Here is a 25525-nt window from a genome sequence, read left to right as displayed (position 1 = left end):
TCGGCTTGTGACCGAGGTGACGATCAGGGATCGGGTGCGGGGATCTCTGCTGGGTGGAGCGGTGGGTGACGCGCTCGGCGCACCGATCGAGTTCTGGGATCTGGCCGAGATTCGCTACCGGTGCGGGCCGGCCGGGCTGACCGATTTCCTTTCGTCCCGCGAGGCACCGCAGGAAGTCACCGACGATACGCAGATGACGCTGTTCACGGCCGAGGCTCTGCTGCGTTGGCGACCGGGAACGGATCCGGCCCCCGCGCTCCGCGACGCGTATCTGCGCTGGCTGCGGACCCAGCGGCACCGCGAACCCGCCGCAGGGAACGACAGCTGGCTGGCGGGGCATGAGTTCCTGTACGCGGTCCGGGCACCGGGAAATGCCTGCCTGAGCGGCCTGGAGCGGCAGCGGGCGGCGCTGCGCCCACCGCATCGGGTCGGCAAGCCGGGGCCGGTGAATCCGGACTCGAAGGGCTGCGGAACGGTCATGCGCTCGGCTCCGTTCGGCCTCGCCGGATTCGGCTCCGATATGGCTTTCGCCTTCGCCGCGCGCGGCGCTCAGCTGACCCACGGGCATCCGACGGGCTACTTCGCCGCTGGCGCGCTGGCGGCGGTGCTTGACCGGGTGCTCGCGGGCGTCGGCCTTCCGGCGGCGGTGGACGGCACGATCGAGCAGCTGTCCGGGCAGGTCGGTGCGCAGGAGACCGTGGAGGCGCTGGAACGGGCCGTCGACAGCGCGGGGGTGGCGAGCCCGGAGCGGGTCGAGGAGGTGGGTGCGGGGTGGGTGGCCGAGGAATGTCTCGCCATCGCTGTCTACTGCGCGCTGTACGCCGCGCGGACCGGTGATGTGCGCGGTGCGCTGCTGCTGTCGGTGAACCACTCCGGTGACTCCGACTCCACCGGCGCGGTCGCGGGGAATCTGCTGGGTGCCGCGCACGGGCTGTCCGCGCTGCCGTCGGAGTGGGTCACCGCGGTGGAGGGGTACGACACGATCGTGCGGGTCGCGGACGATCTCGTGGCGAATTTCTTCCTGCGTGATCGGGCCGCGCTCGGTGCGAGGTACCCGTTCGGGGACTGAGCGGTGTGGTCACACCGGCTTCGTGAGGACGGTGCGGGCCAACTGCGAGACTGCTCGCCGCGACCCCCGCTAAGGTCGGAAGGGAGAAGTTTCCCGCGACGCGAGAGGTTTGCGAATGAGTGTCAGTCTGGCCAAGGGCGGCAATGTGTCGTTGTCGAAGCAGGCGCCGAATCTGACCGCGGTCGCGGTCGGGCTCGGCTGGGACGTCCGGTCCACCACCGGCGTCGACTTCGACCTCGACGCGAGCGCCCTCGCGACCGGCGCCGACCACAAGGTGCTCTCCGACCAGCACTTCATCTTCTACAACAACCTGCGGTCGCCGGACGGCAGCATCGAGCACACCGGCGACAACCTCACCGGTGAGGGCGAGGGCGACGACGAGACCATCAACGTCGACCTGGCGGGCGCCCCGCCCACCATCACCAACATCTTCTTCCCGGTCTCCATTCACGACGCCGACGCCAGGCAGCAGTCCTTCGGCCAGGTGCGCAACGCCTTCATTCGGGTGGTCGACCGGGCCACCGGCGCCGAGCTGACCCGCTACGACCTCTCCGAGGACGCCTCCACCGAGACCGCGATGGTCTTCGGCGAGCTCTACCGCAACGGCGCCGAGTGGAAGTTCCGCGCCATCGGCCAGGGGTACGCCTCCGGGCTGGCCGGGATCGCGCGCGACTACGGGGTCAGTATCTGACCCGGATCGCGTAGACCAGCGCCCCGAGCGCGAGGACGCCCGCGCCCGCCGCGATCGAGGCGGGCGGCAGGGCGAAGGCCAGGGTGCCGCAGCCGATCAGGCCGAGCGCGGGGACGAGCCGGGCGGCGGGGCGCAGGGTCAGCGCGGCGGCGTTGGCGACGGCGTAGTAGGCCAGCACCGCGAAGGACGAGAAGCCGATGGCGCCGCGCAGGTCGGTGCAGGCGGCGAGCACCGCGACAACGGCCGCGACGGCCAGTTCGGCGCGGTGCGGGACCTCGTAGCGCGGGTGGACCGCGGCCAGCGCGGGCGGCAGGTGCCGGTCGCGGGCCATCGCGTAGGTGGTGCGGGAGACGCCGAGCAGCAGCGCGAGCAGCGCGCCGAGCGCGGCAAGCGCGGCGGTCAGCCGGATCACCGATGCCGACCAGGGAAGTCCGGTGGCGCTCGCCAGCTCGGCGAGTGGCGCCGTCGCCTCCGCCAGCCGCGCGGGGCCGAGCACGGTGAGCGCGGCCACCGCGACGGCGACGTAGACGAGCAGCGCGACGCCGAGCGCGATCGGGACGGCGCGCGGGATGGTGCGCTCCGGATCGCGGACCTCCGCGCCGAGCGTCGCGATCCTGGCGTACCCGGCGAAGGCGAAGAACAGCAGCCCGGCGGCCTGCAGCACGCCGTAGGGGGTGGTGTCGAAAGGTGTTGCGAACCGGTCGAATTCGGCCGCCGGGGCGGAGCAGGCGACGAGCGCGGTCAGCACGGCGAGCACGGTGCCGACGATCACCCGGGTCAGCAGCGCGGACTTCTGGATCCCGCGATAGTTCACGGCGGCGACCGCGAGCACCGCGACGACCGCGACGGCGTGCGCCCGCTCCGGCCAGAGGTAGCTGCCCGCGGTGAGCGCCATGGCCGCGCAGGAGGCGGTCTTCCCGACCACGAAGCCCCAGCCGGCCAGGTACCCCCAGAACGGGCCGAGCCGCTCCCTGCCGTAGACGTAGGTGCCGCCGGACTCCGGGTAGCGCGCGGCCAGCCGCGCCGACGAGGTCGCGTTGCAGTAGGCCACCGCGGCCGCCAGCGCCAGCCCGAGCAGCAGCCAGGAACCCGCGGCTGCCGCGGCGGGGGCGAGCGCGGCGAAGATGCCCGCCCCGATCATCGCGCCGAGGCCGATCACGACCGCGTCGAACACCCCGAGGCTGCGCCGTAACTCCACGGCGCGAATGCTAGGGCTTGCGGCCGACCGCCCCGTACAGCGAGACCGCCTTGTCGTGGCTCTTCGGGTGCGCGATGCCCTCGTTGCGCCAGCGGTGGATCACCTCGACGCCGGGCTCGACCAGCTCCAGGTCGTCGAAGAACCGCGCCACCTCGGCCCGGCTCCGCGGCCGCACCGGGATGCCGCGGTCCTGGTAGACCTGCAGCAGCCTGGCCATGCCATCGGGATCGTCGGGGCCGTCGTCGAACTCGGTGGTGACGTGGGACATGGCGAGGTAGGAGCCGGAGGCGAGCGGGGCAAGGAAGGCGCGCACGTGCTCGTAGACGTCACCGGGGACGAAGTGCAGCGTCGCCATCAGCGAGACCGCCACCGGCTGGGTGAGATCGAGGGTGTCCGCCAGCTTTCCCAGGATGGACGGCGGGTCGGCGGCGTCGGCCTGGATGTAGGCGGTGCGGCCCTCGGGCGTGCCGACCAGCAGTGCCCTGGCGTGCGCGAGCACGATCGGGTCGTTGTCCACGTACACCACCCGCGACTCCGGGGCCAGCTCCTGCGCGACCTGGTGCAGGTTGGGCTCGGTGGGGATGCCCGTCCCGATGTCGAGGTACTGCCTGATGCCCTGCCCGGCGAGGTATCGCGTTGCGTGCCGCATGAATTCGCGGTTGGTCCTGGCGGTCAGCCGCACCGCGGGGAACTCCCGCAGCGCCTTCTCGGCGGCGTCGCGGTCCGCGTCGTAGGAATCCTTGCCACCGAGGAAGTAGTCGTACATGCGGGCCGGATGTGCCACGTTGATCCCCAGGTCGGGCGGGCCGTCGGACACCTGAATTCTCCCTGCGCGTCGAAGAAAGGTGGGCCATCGAGGTATACCGCATACCGGCAAGCGGCCCAACGGGATCCAGCATATGGGTACTGCACACCCGCTTTCCGGGCGGGCGTTAAGTGCGGATTAGGTGTGCCGCAGGTGGCCGGGCGCACGGTGTCGTCATGCACAACGAACCGAACGGCCTCCTGCTCGCCCACCGCGCCATGCTGCGCGATCTCGACCGCTGCGCCGCCCTGGCCGCGCAGCTCGCCGACGCCCCGCTGGAGCGCAGACGCGCCACCGCGGTCGCCGCCTACCTCACCGACTTCTGCGGCAGCATCCACCACCACCACAGCGCCGAGGACCAGGTGCTCTGGCCGGTGCTGGAGCGCTCGGCCGGGGCGCACGTCGACCTCACCGAGCTCAGCGACGACCACGCCGAACTCGACCCCAAGCTGGACCGGATCCGGGCGGGCGCCGCGGCGCTGCGGGAGACCCGAACGGTCGCTCCCGAGCTCGCCGCCGACCTCGCCGACCTGCGCGACACCGTGCGCGAGCACGTCACCGACGAGGAGCGCACCATCGTCCCGCTGATCAAGCGCTACATCTCGGACGAGGAGTGGAATCGGGTCGAGGCCACCATCCGCAGGCACGGCGGCAAGATGAGCTTCGAGGTGCCGCGGATTCTCGCGGTCAGCACGGGGGCGGAGCTGGACGAGGCGCGCCGGGAGGGCGGGATCCCGGTCGCGCTCATGATCAAGTTCCTTCCGGTGCCGTTCCGCCGCCGGGAGGCGCTGGTGTTCGGAGCCGCGCGGTGAGCCCGGCGGCCGAGCGGGCGTAGGCCGGGTCGCCGGAGAGCGCGTGCAGCGCCGCGTCCACCGGACCGGCGTAGAGCGTGCCGGAGTCGAGCCCGGCGATCCGGCCCGCGAAGGGGAGCAGCTCGGCGAAGACCAGTGCGCCGGTCTCGGTGTCGCCGAGCCGGGCCGCGGCGTGGCCGCGCAGCGTGGTGAAGCCGAGCCAGTAGTAGTTGCGGTCGATCGGCGTGCGGCGCGCCCAGACCCGGCGGGCCTCGGCCTCGTCCCCGGCGTCCAGCAGCGCGAGGACCAGCGCGTCGGTGATCAGCCCGGGCAGCGCGGCGTCGACGGCGGTGAGTTCGTCGCGCAGGTGCGCCAGGTCGCCGCGGGCGACGGCGGCGCCGACCCGGCCGACGGTGGCCATGGCGGCGCCGTTCAGCGCGCCGTGCTCGGCCAGCTGCCTGCTGACCTCCGCGTACCTGGCCAGCGCCGCCTCCACCTGCCCGGCGAGCAGCTCGAGCAGCGCGGAGAAGATGGCGACCACCGCGAGCAGGATGCCGAGCTGCCCGGTGGTCGACCTGGCCACCGCGAGCTCCATCTCGGCGCGCGCCCCGGCCAGGTCGGTGTGCGCGGCGGAGTCGAGGAAGAGGAGCCAGTGCGCGACCGCCTCGTGGTCGATCTGCCCGGCCTCGACCGCGACCGCCAGGTACTCCTCGGCCACCGCGCGGCGCTCGGCGCGCAGGTCGGGGCCGAGCGCGGCGTACGCCCTGACGTTGAGCGCCGCGCACAGCAGCCCGGCGTCCGGCACGGTGCGGGCCAGCGCGAGCGCCTCGGCGCTCACCCGCTGGCTCTCGGCTTCGTCGTACCCCTCCAGCTCGCGGAAGAGCGCGAGCAGCAGCCGGACCCTGGTCTCGTCCGGCAGCGCGCCCGCGAGGTGGGCGCGGAGCGCGGCGACGGCGGCGTGCGAGGGGTCGCGGCCGTGCCGCGTCGTCCAGATGAGCGGCGCGTCCCAGGCGGCGAGGACGGCGATCTCCGGCTGCGCGGCCAGCGCGTCCAGGTAGATGACGCGGGCGCGCATGGCGTCGCCCGCGCGGGCGTGTGCGGTCACGGCGGGGGCGAGCAGCTCGGCGGCGGAGCCGGTGGCCCTGCTGCCCGCGAGTTCGCGCAGCCGCAGCGCGTCCCGCCACTGGGCGGCGGCCTCGCGCCAGGACCCGGCGCGCTCGGCGGCGCGGGCGGCCGCGACCGGGTAGCGGATGGCAGCGGCCGCGGTGGCCGGGCCCGCCGCGGCCGAGGCGTGCCTGGCGAGCACCGCGGCATCGGCCTCCGCGCCGAGCACCTCCAGCGCCCTGGTGTGCAGCCGGGCCCGGCGCAGCAGCGGAGTGTCGTCGTAGAGGGTGTCGCGGACCAGGGCGTGCGTGAACCGGATCCGGCCGGGGGCAGGCTCGTCCAGCAGCCCGGCGAGCACCGCCGCCTCCAGCGCGTCCAGCAGGTCGTCCGGGTCGCGCCCGGCGACCTCGGCGAGCACGTCCAGGTCGGCCTCCCGGCCGAGTACCGCGACCTGGCGCAGCGTGGTCGCGACGGGGTCCGGCAGCCGGGCGACCCGGCGGCGCAGCACCTCCCTGACCCCCGCGGGCACCGCGGTGCCCGCGGCCCGATCGCCCTCGGCGGCGATCAGCCTGGCCAGCTCGCGGACGAAGAGCGGGTTGCCGCCGGTGCGCTCGGCGACCATGGCGAGCAGCTCCGGCCCGGCCTCGGCCAGGCCGTTCCGCCCGGCGAGGACCGCGACGGCCGCCGGGTCGAGGCCGCGCAGCACCAGGTGCGCGGCGGTGCGGCCGAGCAGCGCGCCGACGGTGGCGTCGAGTTCGTCGCCGCGCTCGCCGGTGCGGTAGGTGACCAGCACCAGCACCGGCTGCTCGGCGAGCAGGGCGACCACCTGGCGCAGCAGTTGCAGCGTCAGGTCGTCGGCGCGGTGCACGTCGTCCAGCAGGACGACGGTGCGGCCGGTGCCGAGCGCGGCCGCGATGGTGCGGCCGAGCTCGAACGGGTTCGGCGACGTACCGGCGGCGAGCGAGTCGGTGCCGAGTGCCTCGGCCCAGGCCCAGCCGGGCGGGGCGCCCGCCACCTCGGGGCAGCGGCCGCGCCTGCCCTGCCAGCCAGCGGCGGTGAGCGCGCGCACCGCGGCCTCGGCCAGCGTGGTCTTGCCCGCCCCGGCGTCGCCGCCGACCAGCACGATCCGGGCGCCGTGCGCGGCGGCGTCGGCGGCCGCGGCGGCGATGGTGTTCAGCTCCGCCGCGCGGCCGAGCGGCGCGGGGGTCGCGCGCTCGGTCTTCGACCGGACCGCGGCAGGCGGGTCGAGCGCGGGGGCCTGCGCGAGGATGTCGGCCTCCATGGCGCGCAGCACCGGACCGGGGTCGACGCCGAGCTCGTCGGCGAGGTGGTCGCGGGTGCGGCGCAGCGCGGCGAGCGCGTCGCCCTGGCGGCCGCAGCGGTAGAGCGCGAGGGCGAGCAGCCGCACCGCGCCCTCCCGGCCGGGGTTGTCGTGCAGGTGCCGCTCCAGCTCGGCGACGACGACGGCCGGGCGGCCGAGCGCCAGCTGCGCTTCGGCGCGCAGCTCGACGGCCTGCAGCCGCAGCTCGGTCAGCCTGGCCACCTCGGGCACCGCCCACGGCTCGTCGGCCACCTCGGCGTAGGCGCCGCCCCGCCAGCGGGCCAGTGCCTCGTCCAGCAGCCGCAGCTGCCCGGCCGGGTCGGCCCCGGCGGCGCGGTGCACGAGGTCGTCGAAGTGCCAGGCGTCGACGGCCTCGCGCGGCAGCCGCAGCGCGTACCCGGGTGCGGCGCTCACCAGGATCGCGGCCGGGGTGCGGCGCGGCCGGTCCGGCTCCAGCGCGCGGCGCAGGTGCGAGATGTGCACCTGCAGCGTGGCGAGCGCCCGCGCGGGCACGTCGGCGCCGCCCCAGACGTCGTCGATGATCCGGTCGGTGGAGACCACCTCGCCGCCCGCGATCGCGAGCCGGGCCAGGACCGCCCGCTGGCGCGGTCCGCCGAGGTCGGCGCCGGTGCCGGCCAGGGTGGCGCGCAGGGGGCCGAGAACCGAGAGCAACACGATCGCCATTGTGCCGCCGCCGCTGGATCTCGGCCCGTGGAATACCGAGCCGATCGGTCGTTCAGGAGTCCGAGGCCGCGGGCGCGGAGCGACTACGCTGATCCGGTCACGACCAGGTCGAACGGAGGCGCGATGCGCGTGGCCGAGAGCGCAGTGGCGCCACGGGGCTCGAACGGGCGGGACGGCATCCTGGATTCCGCGATCCGGCTGTTCAACGAGCGCGGCTATCACGGGACGTCGATGCGGGACATCGCCGCGGGCGCCGAGATCACCGTCGCCTCCATCTACCACCACTTCAGGTCCAAGCAGGAGATCCTGCAGAGCATCATGGTGCGCGCGCTGCAGGCGGCGCTCGCGCTGACCCGGACGGCGGTGCTGCGGTCGAACGGCTCGCCCGCGGACCAGCTGCGGGCGGTGATGCGGGCCTGGGTGGTCTTCCACACGACGCACCGGCTGGACGCCGTCGTCGCCGCCACCGAGCTGCGCAGCCTGGAGCCGCCCGGCCGGGACCTGGTGATCGCGCTGCGCGACGAGCAGGAGGCGCTCTTCCGCGACGTGGTGGCGCGCGGCGTCGAGGAGGGCGTCTTCGCGACCGACTACCCGCTGGACGCCACCCGCGGCATCATCAGCATGGGCCAGTCGATCTGCATGTGGTGGCGCGGTGACGGGCCGATGACGGCCGGGCAGCTCGCCGCTCGCTACGAGACCCTCGCGCTTGCCATCGTCGAAGCCGCCTGACTCCGTGGTGCGGCACCGCCGCACCACGGAGCCTGCGGTCAGGGGATGACGACCGCGCCTGCCCCGGTGCCCGGCTCGTCGGCCCAGCGGTGCCCGGTGTCGCGCGGCGTGACGCCGTGGTCCGTCCAGGCGGCGAGGAGCAGCGCGACCTTGCTGTGCATGATCGTGCGCAGCCGGTCGAAGGAGTTCTCCGGGTTGTCGTCGACCAGGCCGAGCAGCAGCCACCAGGCCCAGGCGACCGCGCCCGCGTTGGCGACGAAGTCGGGGAGCACCGGGATGCCGCGGGCGGCGAGCATGGCCTCGGCCTCGGGGGTGGTGGCGGCGTTGGCGGCCTCGACAACGACCTTCGCGCGCACGTCGAAGGAGTTGTCCGGGGTGATGGCGTAGGAGATGGCGGCGGGGACCAGGATGTCGACCTCGGTGGCGAGCACCGCGGCGCGCGGGAGCTGCTCGACGCCCGCGGGCAGCCGGGAGCGGTCGATCTCGCCGTAGCCGTCGCGCAGGGCGAGCAGCGCGGGCACGTCGAGGCCGTCGGCGCAGTGCAGGGTGCCCGCGGCGTCGGCGATGGTGGTGACCCGCATGCCCGCCTCGTGCAGGTAGTGCGCGGCGGCGCCGCCCATGGTGCCGATGCCCTGGATGGCGACGGTGGTGTCGGCGGGGGAGCGGCCCCAGGAGACGGCCGCGGCGAGACAGGCGTGCGCGACGCCGTAGCCGCCGATCACGTCACCGAGCAGGAAGCCGCCGTCGACCGCGGCGTTCAGCCCGGCGCGGACCCGGGCCAGGGTGGCGGCCGGGTCGGCGGCGCGGCGGATGGCGGCGTGGTAGCTCTGGCCCATGCCGAGCTTCTCGAAGACCTCGTCGATCAGGTGCTGCGGCACGCCGAGATCCTCGGCGGTCACCCAGTGCGCGTCGATCCACGGCCGCATGGCCTCGCAGAACCGCTCCAGCACGCCGAGCGCGCGCGGGTCCTTGGGATCGAAGTCGATGCCGCCCTTGGCGCCGCCGATCGGCAGGTCGAAGGTGGCGGTCTTGTTCGCCATGCCGCGGGCCAGATCCTCGACCTCGGGCAGGGTGCAGCCCGCGCGCATGCGGGTGCCGCCGGTGGCGAGCCCCGCGCGCAGCGTGTGCACGACCAGGTAGCCGACCGCGCCGGTGACCGAATCGGTCCAGTGCAGCCGCATGTACGGCTGCGGCCGCAGCGCCGCGGGGGCGACCGGCAGCGTGGGCGCCGCCACGGCCGTGCTCATCGTCTCCGGGGTGCCCCCGGCGGGATTCTGCATCGTGGTCACGAGGACCACCTCCTCATCGCGCGTTTAACTCGGTCGCCACGGGGAAATCCCAGCCTGCCGTTGTACCCCGCCCGGACGTCGTCGTCGCTGTCGATGGCGCCTGCCCGGTCCCCCCAGCGTGCGTCCGATGCGGCCGCACGTCTATCAACGATTCGTTCACGGCCGTGTTCACGGTTCCTGCACAAGAATTAGGCTCGGTGTCATGGACCTGTCGCTGGCGCGGCTGCGCATGCTGCGCGAACTGCATCGGCACGGCACGATCACCGCGGCCGCGAGCGCGCTGCACTACACCGCGTCGGCGGTGTCGCAGCAGCTCGCCCAGCTGGAGCGGGACGTCGGGGCGCGGCTGCTGGAGCGCCGCGGCCGGCGGGTGCAGCTCACCGACCTGGGGCTGCTGCTCGCCGAGCACGCGGAGGAGATCCTCGCCTCGGTGGAGCGGGCCACGCAGGCGCTGGAGGACGCGGGCGAATCGGTGACCGCGAAGCTCACCGCGGGGGTGTGGGCCTCGGTGGCGTCGGGGTTGCTCCCCGAGGCGCTGGAGACGCTGGCGCGCACGCACCCCGGCATCCTGGTGCGCACCAGGGAGCTGCCGCCGGAGGCGACCGCCGCCGCCGTCCGGGACGGCGCGCTCGACCTCTCCTTCGTGCTCGACTACTCGAACTCGCCGGTGACCTGGGACCGCGGGCTGGAGCGCGCGGTGATCGCGGTCGAGCGGCTCTACGGGTGCGTGCCCGCCGGGATGCTCGGCGCCGCGACCGTGACCCTGGCCGAACTCGCCGAGCATCCGTGGATTCTGGCGCCCGCCCGGTCGCACTTCGGGCACGCGGTGCGGCTGGCCTTCCAGTCGGTCGGGGTGCAGCCGCGGATCGATCACGAGGTGGAGGAGCAGGCGACCGCCATGGCGATGGTGGCCGCCGGGCTCGGCGTCACGCTGGTCTCTGATCTCGGGCTGGCGCTGCGTCCGCCCGGGGTCGACATCGTCGCGCTGGCCGATGTCTTCACCCGGACGGTCTCGCTGGCCTACCGGACCAATACCGCCCGCCGGGCCGCGCTGCTCATCGTGGTGGACGCGATTCGGGTGGCGGCGGTGGAGAAGGGGCTCGGGGCGGACATGTCCAAGCAGGACCCGGTGCCCGCGCAGAACGGGGCCGAGGTGCGGCGCTCCTGGCGCTGAGCGGCGCCCGGTTACCGCTGCCCGAGCGGGTCAGGGCTGTGGCGCGGCTCCCGCCGTGCGGTGGACGCCGCCGACGTAGCCGTCCGGTCTGATCAGGATCCGCTCGCCGTCGACGGCGCCGTATCCGGCGTAGGCGTGACCGTCGGCATCGCGCACGTGCGCCTCGGCCGCGGGCACACCCGGGCGCAGGACGGCGTACGCCCGCGCGCCGGGGACTCGCGGCAGCGGTCCGGACTCGCCGAAGCAGAGCAGCGTCGCGTGCGGGCCGCGGAACAGGTCGAACAGCCTCGAGGCGCGGCCGTCGGCGGTCCGAACCGGCGCGTCGGGGGCGCGGTCGCCGACGGCGAGGAAGGCGGGATCGTCCGGGGTGCGGTAGCTGATATCCAGCTGCCTGGTGTTCTCGCCGCGTTCCAGCGCCCCCTCCCGGCCGTCGCGGAGGTTCGCCATCAGTTCAGTGCTGAGCCCGAGTACCCGGGCGGCCACCGCGCGGCGTTCGGGTTCGTAGGTGCCGAGCGGGGCTTCGTCCCCGTCGAGCGCCGCGGCGAGCTTCCAGCCCAGGTTGTAGGCGTCCTGGATGCCGGTGTTCATGCCCTGCCCGCCGGTCGGCGGATGGGTGTGCGCGGCATCGCCCGCCAGGAACACCCGGCCCGCCCGGAAGTGCCGGGCCAGCCGGATATTGGGCCGCCAGGCGGTGACCCAGTCGAGCTCGGTCAGCTCGACCTCGATTCCGCCGCGGTGCCGGTCGAGGACGGCTTGCAGCGCGGCCAGGCCGGGTTCGACGTCGGTGCCGAGCGGCGCGACGATCTGGAAGTGCCCGCCGCCGGGCAGCGGGGTGAGCGCGATGCCGTCCATCGGGTGCTCCGGATCGGCGGCGAACCAGTGGCCGCAGGCGTGGTCGAGCGCGTCCGCCCTGGCGTCGCCGAGCAGCATCCGGAAGGTCTCGTCGGTGCTGCCGTCGAACGGGATGCCGAGCGCCTTGCGCACCGTGCTGCGCCCGCCGTCCGCGCCGACCAGGTAGTCGGCCCGCACGGTTCCGCGCTCGAGCACGGCGGTGACGCCCGCCGCGTCCTGGGTGCAGCCGGTGAGCGCCGTTCCGGTCTCGACCTCGACCCCGAACTCGGCCAGCCGCGCCCGCAGGATCGCCTCGGTGCGGTCCTGGCCGAGGAACCAGGCGTTGGGGTGCGGGATCGCCGGGGTCGGCGCCACCGGCTCGGCCATCCGGTGCTCGCCGGCGAACCGGCCGCCGATGTAGGCGCGGAGCACCGGGCCGGGCGCGCCCGCGGCGAGAACCGCGTCGAGCACCCCGAGATCGTCGAACGCCTCCAGCGTGCGGGGCTGGATGCCGTCGCCGCGCGATCCGGCCGGGAACGCGGGGTTGCGGTCGATGACCCGCACCGGGATGTTCCGGCGGGCCAGGTCGATGGCGAGGGTGAGGCCGGTGGGTCCGGCTCCGGCGATCAGAACGGCAGTGCGCACGGGTGCTCCTCGGCTGAATCAATATTCAGTGAATGTTAGTTCAGTATGGTGATTGGTAGCTTGTGCCGTCAAGGAGGTGTGCGATGACGGGCAGCCGCAGGGAGCGCGCGGCCGAGACCGAGCAGGCGCTGAAGACCGCCGCGCGCGGCCTCTTCGCCGAACGCGGCTACCTGAACACCAAGATCACCGACATCACCGCGGCCGCCGGTCGGGCGGCCGGCTCCTTCTACAACCACTTCGCGAGCAAGGAGGAGCTGCTCTCCGCGCTGCTCGCCGACCTCGCCGCGGCGGGCGACGCGGCGGCCGGGCGCGCCGACCACAACCCGGACTTCGCCGACCCCGACGGGGTGCGCTACCACGTCGAGAGCTTCTGGCGCTTCGCCCGCGCGCACACCCCGGTACTGCGCGCGGTGAATCAGGCGGCGCTGGTGGACGCGGGCTTCGCGCGCCGGGTCGCGGAGTTCTCCCGGGCGCAGCGCGCGGACATCGCCGACCACGTCGAGGGGTTCGAGGCCGCCGGACTCCGGCTGCCGAGTACCCCCGACGCCAGCCTGGCCATGATGTTCCTGCTGGTCCAGGGGCTGCTGGATGCGGTCGACGACGGCATGGTCGAGCTCGGTGACGAGCAGGCCGTGGACGGCCTCACCCGCTTCGTCTACCGGGGACTCACCGGCCGCGACTACTGAGCCGGTGGTAGCGTTCGAGCGTGCTCATCGAGGTCGACAGACTCGGGCCGCCCGCTCGCAGCGGGCGGCGGATCCGGCCGGTACGGCATCTCGCCGGCCACCCCTGAGGGTGGCCTGGTCCTCCGTCGCTGTCGAGCTCTCGCGAATCTTCCGATCGTCGACCGCCCGGGTCCGGGCGCGAGGAGAGCACACCCATGTCCACTTCCGGAATCACCCTCCGTGACCTGGCCTTCGACTGGCCCGACGGCACCGTCGCGCTGCGGCCGCTGACCGCCGTCCTCCCGGCCGGGCGCACCGGCCTGGTCGGGCGCAACGGCGCCGGCAAATCCACCCTGCTGCGGCTGATCGCCGGGCTGCTGACCCCCACCGCGGGGCGGGTCGAGGCCGCGGGGCCGGTCGGCTACCTGCCGCAGACCCTGACGCTCGGCACCGGCGCGACCGTCGCCGAGCTGCTCGGCATCGCGGAGACGCTGGCCGCACTGCGCGCCATCGAGTCCGGCGACGCCGCCGAGCGGCACTTCGACGCCGTCGGCGACGACTGGGATCTGGAGGCCCGCGCCGCGCAGGCGCTGCACGAGATCGGGCTCGGCGCGACCGGGCTCGACCGCACGGTCGGCACGCTCTCCGGCGGCGAGGCGGTGCTGGTCGCGGTCACCGGGCTGCGGCTGCGCCGCACGCCGGTCACGCTGCTCGACGAGCCGACCAACAACCTGGACCGCGACACCCGCGCCGAGCTGGCCCGCCTGGTCGCGGGCTGGCCGGGCACGCTGGTGGTGGTGAGCCACGACCGCGCCCTGCTGGAGCGGATGGAGTACACCGCCGAGCTGCACGACGGCAGCCTCGACGTCTTCGGCGGGCCCTACAGCGCGTGGCAGTACCACGTCGAGCAGCGGCAGGCCGCGGCCGCACAGGCCGCCCGCAGCGCCGCGCAGACGCTGGAGGTGGAGAAGCGGCAGCGGATCGAGGCCGAGACCAAGCTGGCCCGCAGGGAGCGCACCGGAAGGGCCACCCAGCAGCGCGGCGGCATTCCGCGCATCCTCGCCGGGAACCGCGCGAGCAAGGCGCAGAACGCGGCGGGCGCGCTGCGCGGCACCGCGGACGCCAAGGTGCGCGCCGCCGAGCAGGCGCTGGACGCCGCCTCCGCCCTGGTCCGCCGCGACGAGCACATCCACCTCGAGCTGCCCGACCCGGACGTCCCCGCCGGACGCCGGATCGCCGAGCTGAGCGACGGCGCCAGCACCGTCGTGCTGCAGGGCCCGGAGCGGGTCGCGCTGGTCGGCCGGAACGGCTCGGGCAAGACCACCCTGCTCGAGCAGCTGCTCGGAACCCCTTCCGCCGCCGCCGGTTCCGTCCGGGGGACGCTGCACACCGACCGGGTCGGCTACCTCCCGCAGCGGCTGGACGGCCTGGACGACGCCGTCAGCGCGCTCGCCACCGTGCAGGCCGTCGCCACCGGGGCGGGCACCGGCGCGGTCCGCAACCGGCTGGCCCGGCTGCTGCTGCGCGGCGACAGCGTCGACCGCCCGGTCGGCACGCTCTCCGGCGGCGAGCGCTTCCGGGTCGCGCTGGCCCGGCTGCTGCTCGCCGACCCGCCCGCCCAGCTGCTGATCCTGGACGAGCCGACCAACAACCTCGACATCGCCAGCGTCGAACAGCTGGTGGCGGCGCTGGCCGATTACCGCGGCGCGGTGCTCGTGGTCAGCCACGACGACGAGTTCCTCGCCGCGCTCGGCGTGCACACGGTGGTCGAGCTGACCCCGGACGGGTTGCGCGTGCAGCGCGGCTGATCAGCGCCGCACGCCGGGCCAGACCACGTCCGCGAGCCGCTCCCGGTCGGCCACGTCGAGCTTGATCGAGGCCCGGTAGATGTGGCCCTCCACCGTGCGCACCGAGACCACAAGCCGCTCGGCGATCTCCCTGTTGGAGAGCCCCTGCGCGATGTGCGCGGCGATCTCGCGCTCGCGCGGGGTGATCGGCAGCGGGCGGCTGGCCGCGGTGATCGCGGGGGTGGTGGCGCCGTCGCAGCGGGAGGAGAGCTCGGCGGCGCGGGCGGTGCAGCGGGCGCTCGGGCCGCGCCGCCCGGCCCGGTCGTGGATGGGGACCGCCTGGGCGGCGGCGTCGGCGGCCGAGAGCAGCAGCCCGGCGGTTTCGAAATCGGCGCTGACGGCGTCGAGGTCGGCGGCCTTTCCGGTGGCTAGGGCGTCGGCGTGGCGGGCGTAGAGCGCGACGACGTCGCCCTGCACCCTCGGCGCCAGCTCGGCGAGCCGGGCGGCGCCGGTGCCGTCGCCGAAGCGGGCGGCGTGGTGCAGCGCCTCGGCCTCCAGCGCGAACTGCCCGGCGCCGCGGGCGATCCGGGCGGCCCGGCGGGCGAGCTCGGCGGCGGTGGCGCTGTTCTGCGGCGCGGCGGCCCAGGCGCGGGCGAGCATGCGCTGCGGTTCGTGCAGGGCCAGGTGCGGCCCGGCGTGCTCGGCGGCGTCGTTCAGGGTCTTCTCGACCTTCTCGGTGTCGCCGAGCGCCGCGTAGGCGCGGACCAGCAGCAGCCGGGCGGGGAGCTGCCAGGGCAGCGAGGTCTCGGCATTGAGCGCGGCCAGCGCCTGCTCGAAGGCGGTGATGGCCTCGCGAAAACGGCCCCGCGCCGTGGCGACGACGCCGACCGCGATCTTGGCGATGGCCCAGCCGAGGAACTGGCCGGCGGAGAAGAACTCGCTGTACTCCGCGGCGCGGCGCTCGGCGCGGTCCAGCTCGCCGACGGTGGTCAGCGCGAGGACGTCGCAGTACCGGATCATGACCCGGATCATGCCGTCGGTGGGTTTCTGCTCGGCCCTGCTGCGCGCCGCGATCGGCCCGAAGTCGAGGCCGCGCCCGGCGACCGGCATGGCAAGCCCGGCGGCGAAGGCGGCGAAATCGACCGCCTGGCGCGGGGCGTCGGGGGCGTCGAGCACCGCTTCGGCGGCGGCGATGCCGTCGGCGATCCGGTTCTCGTGCACCGCCATCGCCGCGCCGGCGGCATCCACGATGAGCCGCAGTGCGGGGTGCTCGGCCCTGGTGCCCATGAGATCGATCAACCGGCGGCTGCTCGCCACGTCGCCGAGCGACCAGAAGCGCAGGCTGGCCCGCGGCACCCCCCACTGCACGATCTGCAGCTGGTCCAGCTGCTCGGGGTCGTAGCCGGCCAGGATCTCGTCGGCGGCCTGCGGGCGGCCCTGCCAGAGTAGGGCGCGGGAGAGTAGTTCGGCGGCGCGCAGCCCGCCGCCGCGCTCGTGCGCGGCGCGGGCCAGCCGCTCGCCGAGCGGCAGATTCGCCAGCGCCACAGCGTCTTTGGCTGCGGTGATCAGGAGGTCGGGGTCGATCGGGCGGTCGCTGTCCACGCAGAGCCGGGCCAGCCGGATGCGGCTGGCCGCGGTGTCGAGCGGGCGGTCGCGCAGGGCGTCGACGATCCGGCCGCATCCGGCCCGCGCGGCGGCGGTGCCGATCTGCTGCCTGACCACCTCACCGAGCAGTGGGTGGCTGAACCGCGCGGTGGGCGGGCTGTCGGTGCTGATCCGGATGAGCCCGGCCAGCTCGGCGGCGTCCACCGCGGCCGGGTCGGCGAGCGCGGTGAGGATGTCGAGGTCGAGCGGTTCGTAGAGCGCGAGCGTGCGCAACGCGTCCAGCACGGCGTCGCCGGTGCGCTGGAGTCGTTCGTGCAGCAGCTCGACCAGCCCGGATGGCACCGCGGTCGGGCCGCGCAGCTGCCATACCCCCTCGACCTCGGTGAGGTTGCCCGCCTCCATCGCGCCCTCGACCATGTTACGCAGGAACAGCGGATTCCCGCCCGAGGACTCCCAGATGACGTCCGCGCTGAGCCCCTCGAGCGTGCCCGCCAGCACCGACTCCACCAGCTGCACGCACTGGCCCTTGCGCATCGGCGCCAGCTCCAGCCGGTCCAGGTAGTCGTCCTTCCACAGCGAGAGCACCGCGCCGGGCACCGGCTCGCCGCTGCGCACGGTGGCGACGATGCGGGCGCTGCGCTCCACCGCGATCTGGTGCAGCAGCGTGGCGGAGAGCTGGTCGAGCAGGTGCGCGTCGTCCACCCCGATCACCGGGGCGTCCCCGGCGATCAGGTTCTTGCGGGCCTCGGTGAGCAGCGCGAGCGGGTCACGGGTGGCTGAGCCGTCGATCCACGGCGCGAAGGCCCCGAGCGGAATCGCCTGCGACGACTCGGTACACACCGCCCAGCGAACCGGAGCCTCCAGTTCCGCGGTGACCATGCGGGCCAGGGTCGTCTTGCCGACCCCGGCATTGCCGACGAGGACGATGCCACCGGCATCGTCGCCCGTCAGCGCCTCGCGCACGGTCAGGGATTCGTCGGGGCGATCGAGCAGTTGCCAGCGCTCCACCATGGTGCTGGAGTGTAGATCCTGTTCTACTGCACCGCGATGCGCTCGTTGCTGTGAAACCCCGGTGTGCACGCTTCGCCCCTGCGGCTATCCGCGGGCTACCGGTCAGTCCGGCAGCTCGGCGACATCACCCGGCTCGACCCGCGGCGCGTTGTTGACCTGGTGCCGGAAGTTGCTCGACGCCTCGTAGACCCGCTGCTTGAGCCGGTTGATCGAGCCGAGCGGGCGGTGCGCGTCGAGCCCGCGCCAGGAGTTGAAGGAGAGCACGTCGTCGCCGTAGGCGCGCCGCTCCGGGGTGTACGGGTCCTGCGGCTCGAAGCGGACGGTGGCGACGGTCCGGTGCGGGGAGTCCTCCTCGGGCCACGGGATGGTGGCGTCTTCGATCGGCATCGTGCCCACGTCGGTGCAGAGCTGGGCGCGGAGTTCGTAGGTGGCGCCGTGCTGGGCGAAGAAGTCGACGACCGAGTCCTGGTGCGCGTTCACCCCCGCCCTCGGGTCGATCGTCGTGCCGCGCAGCGCGGCGGCCGCCGGTGAGACCGGGACGTACTCCAGCTTCGCCACGTAGTCGCCCCAGCGCAGCGGGGCCGAGGAGTAGAAGGGCTCGCCGAGCAGGTGCGTGTTGGGCGCGACGAACACGGCCAGGTTCTCCGGCAGGCTCTTCCCGAACCGGCCGAGCACCCGCTGGTTCAGCGCGGCGAGCAGGATGCTGCCGCGGCGCAGCAGCGGGTCCGGGATCCGGGCCAGCGCCACCGCGGTCGGCATGCCGATCTTCAGGTAGGCGTGCGCGTCGGCGAAGAGGAACTCCCGGTGCGTCACCATGATGAAGTCCTGCGTGGTTGCGGTGTCGTCGGGCAGCGCGCGCGGGCCGTGCACGCCGAGCACCTTGATGCCGAGGCCGCGCACGCCGCGCAGCTGATCGCTGCGGATCACCCCGGAGGTGCTGGAGAGCCGGGCGATCACCGGGTAGCTGCCCGGTTCGGCGAACATGCCCTGGGCCAGCTCCGGCGCCAGACCGGCGGGCACGGTCAGCTCGCCGCGCAGGATGCCGTGGCTCTTGGCGTGCGCGTCGCGCAGCCCGCGCTTGTAGGTGCGGTACGCGCGCTCGTTGTTGCCGCGCAGCGCCGTGATGATCCGGTCGATGATCTGCTCCTCGTCCGCGCGGGGAGTCTCCAGATCCGGGGTGTAGCGGACGTAGGTGCGCTCGGCCAGGTCGGTCATCGGTCGGTGTTCCTCTCCTCGGCGGTGCTGCGCCACGGCGCGAACGGGTTGCCGACGCCGTCCAGTGCCGTTGCCAGCGTGGGGAAGTGGCGCAGCAGCACGCTGCGCATGTCGTTGTCGCGCACCCAGGCCATCCCCGCCTCGGTGTAGACCTCGGGGCGGAAGTCGGTGGTGAAGAAGCGGTCGGCGGCGAGCCGCCTGGACGCCATGAGCACGAAGATCCGGAAGGCGGTGTCGCTGAACCCGAACCCCTCCGGCTTCGGCTCCGCGTACAGCCCGACCATGAGGTCGACGTTCTCCACGTCGCCGTAGACCTCGCGCAGCTCGTGCGTCCAGGCCGGGTCGTCGGTGAGCTCCTCGAAGGAGCCGGCCGGGGCGAGCCGCAGCTGCCTGCGGAACTCGTTGTAGCGCGGGACGCCGCGCTCCCGCACCCGCAGGATGTCGACGGTCGCCAGGTCGAGCGCGGGGTAGCCGGGGCGCTCCAGGTTCTGCAGGTGCTTCGGGTAGTTGTGCAGGGTGAGCGCGCCGGGGTTGGCGCGGCCGAAGGAGTAGAGCAGGTCCGCCATCGGGGTCTCCGCCAGGCGCTGCCGCACGTGCGCGACGCCGAGGTCGGGGAAGTCCAGCTCCCGCTCCTTCGCCTTCGTGTCGTCGGCGAGATCGCGGAGGGTGAGGGTGTCCGGGATGAGCGGGTGCATCCGGTAGACCGCGACGAACTCCTCGGTGAGCGAGTACGGCACCCCGCTGTCGTCGATCGGCGCGCCGGGGATGCCGCTGAGGATCTCGCTGTCGCCGAGCCGGCCGAAACGGTTGCGCAGGTCCTCGCCGAGGACGCCGAACCAGTTGGCGCGCATGGCCGCGACGGTGGTCGGGTGCGCGATCAGCGCGGTCGTCCAGTCGACGGTGTGGATCTTGGCGATCAGCGCGGCGTTCACCAGCCGCGCGGTGTCGTAGAGCTGCTGGTCGGTGAGCTCCGGGTAGCGCCGGGAGAGCCGCAGGCAGATGGCGTTGTGCTCGCGGGTGAAGAGCGAGTGCAGCAGCGCGAGCCCGACCCAGAAGTTGGCCGCGGTGTCGTCGCGCAGCGCCAGCTGCTCGATGTCGACCGGGGGCAGCCCGTGCTCGTCCACGGCGATCATGCCGCGGTCCTTGCTGCGGATGGAGTCGGCGAACTCCGGTGTGCTGCCGTAGATCTGCGAGGCGTCCCACCAGTGCGACTGCTCGGTGGTGTAGGTGGGCGGCTCGCCGGGGAGTGCGGTGGTGCGCGGCACCGTCATGGGGTGCTCCGGCCACGGATCGCCCTGCTCGAGCGGCACCTCAAGCGGGCGGTCGCCGTCGGCGGCGTGGCTGAGCCAGTCGTGCACCTCGAACTGGATCCAGGCGGCGGCCAGCAGGTTCAGCGAGGTCGCCGGGGTGAAGGTGTCCCTGGTCAGCAGGGTGCGGCTGACGGTGCGCGGGTTGGGGTCGAGCAGCCGCTCCGCGCTCTCCGGGAAGGTGTGCGCGGGCGGGAAGTTGCGGCCGAAGCGGCAGCCGACGGCGCCGGCGCCCGGATCGGCGAGGTCGTTCCAGGAGCCGTCGATCGTGCGGACGTGCGGGTTCTCCGGCTCGGGCGGTAGGTCGCCCGGGTGCGGTCCGGAGCCGTACAGGTTCTCGGCGCGGAGCCGCTCGCGCGAGCCGGCCAGCACGGCGAGGCCGAGCAGCGTGGGGAGCCGGGACCAGCCGACCCAGTGGTCGATCTGCTCCGCGAGGCGGCTCAGGGTGCGCGATACCGATCGCGCTCTCGTCGGCTGTGCTTCGACCATCAACGAACCTCCACACGCGGGCGCGAGCCACGCGCCGATCTCGGATTGGAAGCCCAGTTTCCGAGGGAAGAGCATCCCCGGTCATGAGTAGTGGACTACCTCAAAGCCTAACGGCCGGTTTCGCGATCGTCGCGGGAATTACCCCGGTCGAGTAGTGCGGTACTCGTGCCCGCACCGTGTCCGCCGGGTGACGCTTGGCCGCAATGGCGCCGTCTTCGGGGCGGCGCCCGGAGTGTGGTGGTGAGAGGCGGCGCGGTGATCCCCCCGATCGAGATCAAGATCAACCTCGGTACGGATGTCGACGGTGTGCTCGGCGCGCTCGGGTGCGCGGACAGCCCCGCGGTGCGCCGTGACGTCTGGTTCGCCGAGTCCCGCACCCGCGGCCAGGACGGCGCGCTCGCGCTGCTCGGCAGCGGCATCGTGATCCGGTTGCGCAGCGGCGATCTGGACGACCTGACGGTCAAGCTGCGGCCCTGCCGCCGCTCCCAGCTCATGGGGCGCTGGGCGAAGCCGTTCACCGACACCGAGGTCGAGTACCGGGTCGAGGACGACTGGTGCGGGCAGCGCCGCGCGCTCACCGCCTCGGTGCTCGGCGTCCGCCCGCCCGGATCGCTGGCCGAGGTGGCGCGCTCCGGCGTCGACGTGACCGCCGCGCTGAACTCCGCCCAGCGCCAGTTCCTGGTGACCTGTACCCGCCCCGGCGTCGCGCTCGACCACCTCGGGCCCGTCGGCCCGATCGCCGCCACCCGCTGGACCGGCGTCCGCCTCGGCCACCTCGACCTCGACGTCGAGCGCTGGACCGCGGGCGGCATCGACCTGCTCGAACTCGCCCTCCGGATCACCCCGATCGAGGGCGAGACGCCGCTGGAGCTGATCACCCACGCCGCGCACGAGCAGCGCGGGTTCGAGGCGGAGGTGCGGCGCGCGGGGTTCCCGGTGCTGCGCGGGCGGACCAAGACTCAGCGCGTGCTCACCGCCCTGGTGCGGCGGCCGATCGAGCGCTGAGACGCCGCCGGCGAGCTTCGGAGGGGGTCGCTCGCCGGCGGTCAGCGCACGGTGCCGAAGAAGGCGCGCAGGTCGCCGACGAAGAGCTCCGGCTGTTCGAAGGCGGCGAAGTGGCCGCCGCGCGGCATCTCCGTCCAGTGCGTGATGTGGTAATTCGGCTCGCACCAGGCGCGCGGGGCACGACCGATCTCCTTCGGGAAGGAGGCGACGCCGGTCGGCAGCTCCACCCGGGGGCCGGGGCGGAAGGCGCCGCGCGCCTCCCAGTACAGCCGCGCCGACGAGGCGGCGGTGCCGGTGACCCAATACAGCGTGACGTTGCCGAGGAGCTCGTCGCGGGTCAGGGCGTTCTCCGGGTGGCCGTCGCAGTCGGTCCAGGACCAGAACTTCTCGACGATCCAGGCCAGCAGCGCGACCGGGGAGTCGAGCAGGCCGTAGCCGAGCGTCTGCGGGCGGGTGGACTGCTGCTTGGCGTAGCCGGAGTCCCAGCGGCGGTAGTACTCCAGCGCCGCGAGGGCGTCGCCGTCGGCGTCGGGGTCGAGCTGCTGTGGCGGGGTCGCGATCGGCATGTTGGTGTGGATGGCGGCGCAGTGCCCCGCGGTGCGGCCGATCTCGGTGGTCACCGCGGCGCCCCAGTCGCCGCCCTGCGCGCCGTAGCGGTCGTAGCCGAGCCGGGTCATCAGGGTCTCCCAGGCGGCGGCGATCCGCGCGACGTTCCAGCCGGTCTCGGCGGGCTTGCCGGAGAAGCCGTAGCCGGGCAGCGAGGGGCACACCACGTGGAGGGCGTCCTCGGCGCGGCCGCCGTGCGCGGTGGGGTCGGTGAGCGGCTCGATCACCTTCGCGAACTCCAGTACCGAGCCGGGCCAGCCGTGCGTGATGACGATCGGGAAGGCGTCCGGGTGCGGGGAGCGCCGGTGCAGGAAGTGGATCGGCAGGCCGTCGATCTCGGTGGTGAACTGGTCGAACCGGTTCAGCTCCGCCTCGGTGGCCCGCCAGTCGTAGCCGTCGGCCCAGTAGGCGGCGAGTTCACGGGTGTAGTCGAGCGGGACGCCCTGGCTCCAGTCGGGCACCGTCTCGGGTTCCGGCCAGCGGGTGTCGGCGATCCGGCGGCGCAGGTCGGTGAGCACGGTGTCGGGGACGTCGATCCGGAACGGGCGGAGTTCGGTCATGCCGCCATTGTCCCGTCGCGTGCCGGTGAGCGGGCCGATCGCGGTGCCCGACGAATCCCCGTCGCACGAATAGCTGACTGTTCGCACGGTGTTCGGCGGCCTAGTGTTTCCAGCGGAATCAGCTCCGCGGAAGGCGAATGGTGATGGTAGAGCGGGTCTTGCGGACGCTTGTCGTTGTGCTCGTGGTGTTGCTCGGCGGCAGCGGGATCACCGCCTGCGGCTCGTCCTCGTCCGCGACGTCGAGCAACGCGGCCTCCGACTTCGCCTGCGAGCTCACCGGGCCGCTGATCAAGGTGATCGCGATGGCGCTGAAGGTCGCGCCGAAGAAGGCCATCGGGGATCTGCTGCTCGATCTGGCCACGATCCCGATCGAGGCCGGGTGCGAGAAGTGGATCGAGGCGCAGGACGAGCCGACCACGGCGGAGGAGTTCCTGACCGTCAGCGCGCAGGTTCCGGTCGGCTCCCGGATTCCCTCGGGCGCGACGGTGTGCCGCCCGGGGCACGAGGAGTTCGATTCGGCGGCGGTCGATTCCACCACCACGAGCTGCCCGTTCGGGCTCACCGTGCACAACGCGTTCCTCGCGTCCGGGGCGTCGGCACCGGTGACCGTGCGGGCGTGGAGCCCGGTCACCGGCGGGTACTACGAGATGTACTGCGCCGGAAACTATCCCGTGGTGTGCCGGGGTGGCCGCGAAGCGGTGGTCTACGTCTACTGAGCGCCGGTCAGCGCTCGATGCCGAGGGTGGCGATGAGGTCCTCGTGCAGCTCGAACCAGACCCGGTGCGCGGAGTCGCGGTCGGTGCCGGTGATCCAGGCCGGGTTGGTGGCCGCGGCGGCGAGGGCGGTGCTGAACCGGCGGTGGTAGCCGGAGAAGCGGGTCAGGTGGGCGGTGAGGCGCTGTTCGAGGTCGGCCAGCAGGCGGGCCGGTTCGTGCAGCGCGGCGACGATGGCGTCGGCGTCGGCGGGCACCTCGCCGACACCCAGCTCGGTGAGCTGCCACGCGGTGCAGGTGGCGCCGACGATCGCGTTGGCGGGCAGGAACTCCCGGTAGATCTGTTCGAAGTCGGCGCGCGCACCGGCGGCGTCGATTTCGCCGGCGAGCCGCTGCTCGCCGTGCGCCTTGCCCGCCTCGGTGAGCGTCCAGCCGCGATCGTCCGCGAAGGCGGCCTCGGTGAGCCAGCCGCGGGCGCGGGCGTCCTCCAGGTGCTCCTCGACCACGGCCGCGGGCAGGCCGAGCAGGTCGGCCAGGCGCAGCGTGCTCGCGTAGCCGGTGGTCCGCACGGCGTGCAGGACCAGCAGGTCGGGTGGGGTGTCGTGGGTCAAGTGGCGTCCTGAGCGTTGCTGACGGTTCCGGTTCCGCCGTCCACTACTACCCGATGCCCGTCGGTGAGGCGCACGGTGGCCTCCCGCGCGGCGGTGATCGCCGGGATGCCGAACTCGCGCGCCACGATCGCGGCGTGCGCCAGGATGCCGCCGGTCTCGGTGATCACGGCGGCGGCGCGGGCGAGCAGCGGGGTCCAGGCGGGCGAGGTGGCGCGGCAGACCAGGACGTCGCCCGGGTGGAAGCGGGTGAAGTCGTCGAGGCCGTGGATCACCCGCACCGGTCCGGTGGCGATGCCCGGCCCGGCCGCGGTGCCGGTGAGCAGGATCGCGTCGGTCACGCTGCGATCCCAGCGCGTCGGCGGTGGGTTGTCAACCTGAAGTTGACGTATAGGACGTGTGCGGGTCGTCGTTGCCGGGCGGGGGGAGGATCACGGTCAGCACGGTCGCCGCCACCACGACGGCCGGGATCGGCGCCACCCACCACGACCAGCGCCGATCCCGGCCCACCACGTACAGGGCCCGGATCGCCCACTGGGTGAGCACCCCCGCCAGCAGCACCAGTGCTGCGGCCGCGCAGAGCAGCGGGTCCGGGCGGGGGAGCGTGCCGTACGGGGACGGCCACCAGTCGTAGCGCACGCACAGCAGCACGGTGACCGCGGTGACGGCGGCGGTGAGCAGTCGCGGGCCGGGCGGGGGGCTCATGGGTTCACGGTAGTGGCCGGAGTAGGCGCCGGTGGTTCAGGACCGCGTGCGCGACCAGGGCGAAACCGAGCAGCGCGAACACAATTCGCAGCGTGACCGCGCGGGATCAGCCCTGCATGGCGAAGCGGAGCAGCGCCTGCCGATCGCCCTGCTTGATCTTCCCCTTGCGGTCGAGCACCTCGAGCTGCCAGATCGGGCCGTTGCGGAAGGCGCGGGCGATGGCGTTGGCATTGTCGGCGCCGAGCAGGGAGGGCCAGATCTCGGCGACCTGCTGGCTGCTGCCGCCGGTGGCGTCGTAGATCTTGAAGGCAACGTTGTTCGCCTTCTCGAACGAGCTGCCCTTCTTGAAGGCGGCGGCGACGAAGATGATGGCGTCGATGGCCGGGGGCACCTGCCCGAGCCCGACATTCACCGTCTCGTCGTCGCCGGCGGCGGCGCCGGACTGCTCGTCGCCGGTGTGCACGACCGAGCCGTTGCCGAGCGGGTCGAGCGAGTCCAGCCCGGCGAAGCGGACCGGCTCCGGGCCCTGCATGAGGATCGCGATGAGGTCGAGGTCGACACCCTTCTTGCGGCGCGCGATCCCGAGCAGCCCGCCGGTGGCGCCCGCGCTCGGGTCCCACGACACCGCGACCCGGAGATCGGTGATTCCTGCCAGATCGGCTGCGCCGTCCTCTTTGCGAAGGGTGATCATGGGACCCACCTTAGAGGGGTTCGGCGTGGAGCGTATGTCCGATTACCGGACGGCGAGGTCGGTTACCTTTGCGGCGTCGAGGAGCGTTTCCTTGGTCGTGAGCTTGACCCGGGGGCGGCCTGTGGTCTTGCCCGCGGTCTTCTCCGCGGTATCGATCGCTTTCCACCCCGCCCGGTCCACCAGATCCGGCTGACGCGACTCCACCAACTCCCGCAACGCCGCCCGGTC

At 73.6% G+C, this 25525-nt stretch carries 22 protein-coding genes and 1 pseudogene; 9 read left to right on the top strand and 14 right to left on the bottom strand.

Translation table 11 applies throughout. The features are described 5' to 3' along the window. Positions 1 to 7 precede the first annotated feature (7 nt). Together ACFUJ1_RS32765 and ACFUJ1_RS32760 are read left to right on the top strand one after the other, a co-directional pair. The gene (locus tag ACFUJ1_RS32765) at positions 8 to 1069 is read left to right on the top strand and encodes an ADP-ribosylglycohydrolase family protein (protein WP_378651192.1); all 1062 of its coding nucleotides are present in this window, start codon (positions 8 to 10) and stop codon (positions 1067 to 1069) included. A 115-nt stretch (positions 1070 to 1184) separates the two neighbouring features. Further along, positions 1185 to 1760 (top strand): TerD family protein, encoded by a 576-nt coding sequence (locus ACFUJ1_RS32760; RefSeq protein WP_233017091.1) that lies wholly within the window; start codon positions 1185 to 1187, stop codon positions 1758 to 1760. Here ACFUJ1_RS32760 and ACFUJ1_RS32755 read toward each other — a convergent pair. After that, positions 1750 to 2967 (bottom strand): APC family permease, encoded by a 1218-nt coding sequence (locus ACFUJ1_RS32755; RefSeq protein WP_378651219.1) that lies wholly within the window; start codon positions 2965 to 2967, stop codon positions 1750 to 1752. The two genes, ACFUJ1_RS32760 and ACFUJ1_RS32755, sit on opposite strands and share 11 nt — an antisense overlap. Position 2968: 1 nt before the next feature. Further along, positions 2969 to 3775 (bottom strand): SAM-dependent methyltransferase, encoded by an 807-nt coding sequence (locus ACFUJ1_RS32750; protein WP_378651191.1) that lies wholly within the window; start codon positions 3773 to 3775, stop codon positions 2969 to 2971. Between the two features lie 164 nt (positions 3776 to 3939). On the opposite strand from ACFUJ1_RS32750, the gene ACFUJ1_RS32745 reads away from it, so the two are divergent. Next, on the top strand, positions 3940 to 4575 hold the full coding sequence (locus ACFUJ1_RS32745) for a hemerythrin domain-containing protein (RefSeq protein WP_378651190.1): 636 nt from the start codon (positions 3940 to 3942) through the stop codon (positions 4573 to 4575). Here ACFUJ1_RS32745 and ACFUJ1_RS32740 read toward each other — a convergent pair. Continuing rightward, positions 4514 to 7654, bottom strand: a complete 3141-nt coding sequence (locus ACFUJ1_RS32740; RefSeq protein WP_378651189.1) for a BTAD domain-containing putative transcriptional regulator — start codon at positions 7652 to 7654, stop codon at positions 4514 to 4516. The genes ACFUJ1_RS32745 and ACFUJ1_RS32740 overlap by 62 nt on opposite strands. Positions 7655 to 7792: 138 nt before the next feature. Here ACFUJ1_RS32740 and ACFUJ1_RS32735 point away from each other — a divergent pair, with 138 nt between their 5' ends. Beyond that, positions 7793 to 8392, top strand: a complete 600-nt coding sequence (locus ACFUJ1_RS32735) for a TetR/AcrR family transcriptional regulator (protein WP_378651188.1) — start codon at positions 7793 to 7795, stop codon at positions 8390 to 8392. Positions 8393 to 8430: 38 nt separating this feature from the next. Here the strand turns inward: ACFUJ1_RS32735 and ACFUJ1_RS32730 are convergent, their stop codons facing one another. After that, on the bottom strand, positions 8431 to 9672 hold the full coding sequence (locus tag ACFUJ1_RS32730; RefSeq protein WP_378651218.1) for a Glu/Leu/Phe/Val dehydrogenase dimerization domain-containing protein: 1242 nt from the start codon (positions 9670 to 9672) through the stop codon (positions 8431 to 8433). A 211-nt stretch (positions 9673 to 9883) separates the two neighbouring features. On the opposite strand from ACFUJ1_RS32730, the gene ACFUJ1_RS32725 reads away from it, so the two are divergent. After that, complete coding sequence (locus ACFUJ1_RS32725; RefSeq protein ID WP_378651187.1) at positions 9884 to 10855, top strand: LysR substrate-binding domain-containing protein; 972 nt, start codon at positions 9884 to 9886, stop codon at positions 10853 to 10855. 30 nt (positions 10856 to 10885) lie between these two features. Here the strand turns inward: ACFUJ1_RS32725 and ACFUJ1_RS32720 are convergent, their stop codons facing one another. Then, positions 10886 to 12331 carry an FAD-dependent monooxygenase gene (locus tag ACFUJ1_RS32720; RefSeq protein ID WP_378651186.1) on the bottom strand — a complete coding sequence of 482 codons (1446 nt, stop codon included), beginning with the start codon at positions 12329 to 12331 and terminating at the stop codon, positions 10886 to 10888. 83 nt (positions 12332 to 12414) lie between these two features. On the opposite strand from ACFUJ1_RS32720, the gene ACFUJ1_RS32715 reads away from it, so the two are divergent. Both ACFUJ1_RS32715 and ACFUJ1_RS32710 read left to right on the top strand, forming a co-directional pair. Next, complete coding sequence (locus ACFUJ1_RS32715) at positions 12415 to 13017, top strand: TetR/AcrR family transcriptional regulator (protein ID WP_378651185.1); 603 nt, start codon at positions 12415 to 12417, stop codon at positions 13015 to 13017. Positions 13018 to 13211: 194 nt separating this feature from the next. Then, positions 13212 to 14804, top strand: a complete 1593-nt coding sequence (locus ACFUJ1_RS32710) for an ABC-F family ATP-binding cassette domain-containing protein (RefSeq protein WP_378651184.1) — start codon at positions 13212 to 13214, stop codon at positions 14802 to 14804. On the opposite strand, the gene ACFUJ1_RS32705 is transcribed toward ACFUJ1_RS32710, so the two are convergent. The 3 genes from ACFUJ1_RS32705 to ACFUJ1_RS32695 form a co-directional block, all read right to left on the bottom strand. Then, positions 14805 to 17399 (bottom strand): LuxR C-terminal-related transcriptional regulator, encoded by a 2595-nt coding sequence (locus ACFUJ1_RS32705; protein WP_378651183.1) that lies wholly within the window; start codon positions 17397 to 17399, stop codon positions 14805 to 14807. Positions 17400 to 17501: 102 nt separating this feature from the next. Beyond that, the gene (locus ACFUJ1_RS32700) at positions 17502 to 18614 is read right to left on the bottom strand and encodes a catalase family protein (protein ID WP_378651182.1); all 1113 of its coding nucleotides are present in this window, start codon (positions 18612 to 18614) and stop codon (positions 17502 to 17504) included. Beyond that, the gene (locus ACFUJ1_RS32695) at positions 18611 to 20410 is read right to left on the bottom strand and encodes a peroxidase family protein (protein ID WP_378651181.1); all 1800 of its coding nucleotides are present in this window, start codon (positions 20408 to 20410) and stop codon (positions 18611 to 18613) included. The genes ACFUJ1_RS32700 and ACFUJ1_RS32695 overlap by 4 nt, the downstream gene beginning before the upstream one ends. A gap of 255 nt (positions 20411 to 20665) precedes the next feature. Between ACFUJ1_RS32695 and ACFUJ1_RS32690 the strand changes: the two genes are divergently transcribed. Beyond that, complete coding sequence (locus tag ACFUJ1_RS32690; protein WP_378651180.1) at positions 20666 to 21415, top strand: hypothetical protein; 750 nt, start codon at positions 20666 to 20668, stop codon at positions 21413 to 21415. Positions 21416 to 21456: 41 nt separating this feature from the next. Here ACFUJ1_RS32690 and ACFUJ1_RS32685 read toward each other — a convergent pair whose 3' ends face one another. Beyond that, entirely contained in the window at positions 21457 to 22581 is a 1125-nt protein-coding gene (locus ACFUJ1_RS32685) for an epoxide hydrolase family protein (protein ID WP_378651179.1), read from the bottom strand. 176 nt (positions 22582 to 22757) lie between these two features. Here ACFUJ1_RS32685 and ACFUJ1_RS32680 point away from each other — a divergent pair, with 176 nt between their 5' ends. Continuing rightward, the gene (locus tag ACFUJ1_RS32680; RefSeq protein WP_378651178.1) at positions 22758 to 23297 is read left to right on the top strand and encodes a hypothetical protein; all 540 of its coding nucleotides are present in this window, start codon (positions 22758 to 22760) and stop codon (positions 23295 to 23297) included. A 7-nt stretch (positions 23298 to 23304) separates the two neighbouring features. Here the strand turns inward: ACFUJ1_RS32680 and ACFUJ1_RS32675 are convergent, their stop codons facing one another. From ACFUJ1_RS32675 to ACFUJ1_RS32655, 5 genes and pseudogenes are all read right to left on the bottom strand, one after another. Next, on the bottom strand, positions 23305 to 23904 hold the full coding sequence (locus ACFUJ1_RS32675; protein ID WP_378651177.1) for a hypothetical protein: 600 nt from the start codon (positions 23902 to 23904) through the stop codon (positions 23305 to 23307). Beyond that, positions 23901 to 24242: a PEP-utilizing enzyme gene (locus ACFUJ1_RS32670; RefSeq protein ID WP_378651176.1), complete on the bottom strand. Its 342-nt coding sequence runs from the start codon at positions 24240 to 24242 to the stop codon at positions 23901 to 23903. Before ACFUJ1_RS32670 ends, ACFUJ1_RS32675 begins: the two co-directional genes overlap by 4 nt. 31 nt (positions 24243 to 24273) lie before the next feature. Next, positions 24274 to 24606, bottom strand: a complete 333-nt coding sequence (locus tag ACFUJ1_RS32665; protein ID WP_378651175.1) for a hypothetical protein — start codon at positions 24604 to 24606, stop codon at positions 24274 to 24276. A 106-nt stretch (positions 24607 to 24712) separates the two neighbouring features. Then, entirely contained in the window at positions 24713 to 25297 is a 585-nt protein-coding gene (locus ACFUJ1_RS32660) for a TerD family protein (RefSeq protein WP_378651174.1), read from the bottom strand. 42 nt (positions 25298 to 25339) lie between these two features. Further along, a pseudogene (locus ACFUJ1_RS32655) lies at positions 25340 to 25525 on the bottom strand (ferredoxin); the annotation flags it as partial.

Source organism: Nocardia sp. NPDC057227 (genome assembly GCF_042669725.1).
Taxonomy (GTDB): Bacteria; Actinomycetota; Actinomycetes; order Mycobacteriales; family Mycobacteriaceae; genus Nocardia; species Nocardia asteroides_A.
The sequence above is the reverse complement of the archived record's forward strand: the minus strand, read 5'-3'. Positions and strand labels throughout refer to the sequence as shown.

Coding starts and splice junctions, on each gene's coding strand:
- ACFUJ1_RS32760 (WP_233017091.1), top strand. CDS start 1,185: ATGAGTGTCAGTCTGGCCAAGGGCGGCAATGTGTCGTTGTCGAAGCAG.
- ACFUJ1_RS32745 (WP_378651190.1), top strand. CDS start 3,940: ATGCACAACGAACCGAACGGCCTCCTGCTCGCCCACCGCGCCATGCTG.
- ACFUJ1_RS32730 (WP_378651218.1), bottom strand. CDS start 9,672: ATGCAGAATCCCGCCGGGGGCACCCCGGAGACGATGAGCACGGCCGTG.
- ACFUJ1_RS32725 (WP_378651187.1), top strand. CDS start 9,884: ATGGACCTGTCGCTGGCGCGGCTGCGCATGCTGCGCGAACTGCATCGG.
- ACFUJ1_RS32715 (WP_378651185.1), top strand. CDS start 12,415: ATGACGGGCAGCCGCAGGGAGCGCGCGGCCGAGACCGAGCAGGCGCTG.
- ACFUJ1_RS32710 (WP_378651184.1), top strand. CDS start 13,212: ATGTCCACTTCCGGAATCACCCTCCGTGACCTGGCCTTCGACTGGCCC.
- ACFUJ1_RS32705 (WP_378651183.1), bottom strand. CDS start 17,399: ATGGTGGAGCGCTGGCAACTGCTCGATCGCCCCGACGAATCCCTGACC.
- ACFUJ1_RS32700 (WP_378651182.1), bottom strand. CDS start 18,614: ATGACCGACCTGGCCGAGCGCACCTACGTCCGCTACACCCCGGATCTG.
- ACFUJ1_RS32695 (WP_378651181.1), bottom strand. CDS start 20,410: ATGGTCGAAGCACAGCCGACGAGAGCGCGATCGGTATCGCGCACCCTG.
- ACFUJ1_RS32685 (WP_378651179.1), bottom strand. CDS start 22,581: ATGACCGAACTCCGCCCGTTCCGGATCGACGTCCCCGACACCGTGCTC.
- ACFUJ1_RS32665 (WP_378651175.1), bottom strand. CDS start 24,606: ATGAGCCCCCCGCCCGGCCCGCGACTGCTCACCGCCGCCGTCACCGCG.
- ACFUJ1_RS32660 (WP_378651174.1), bottom strand. CDS start 25,297: ATGATCACCCTTCGCAAAGAGGACGGCGCAGCCGATCTGGCAGGAATC.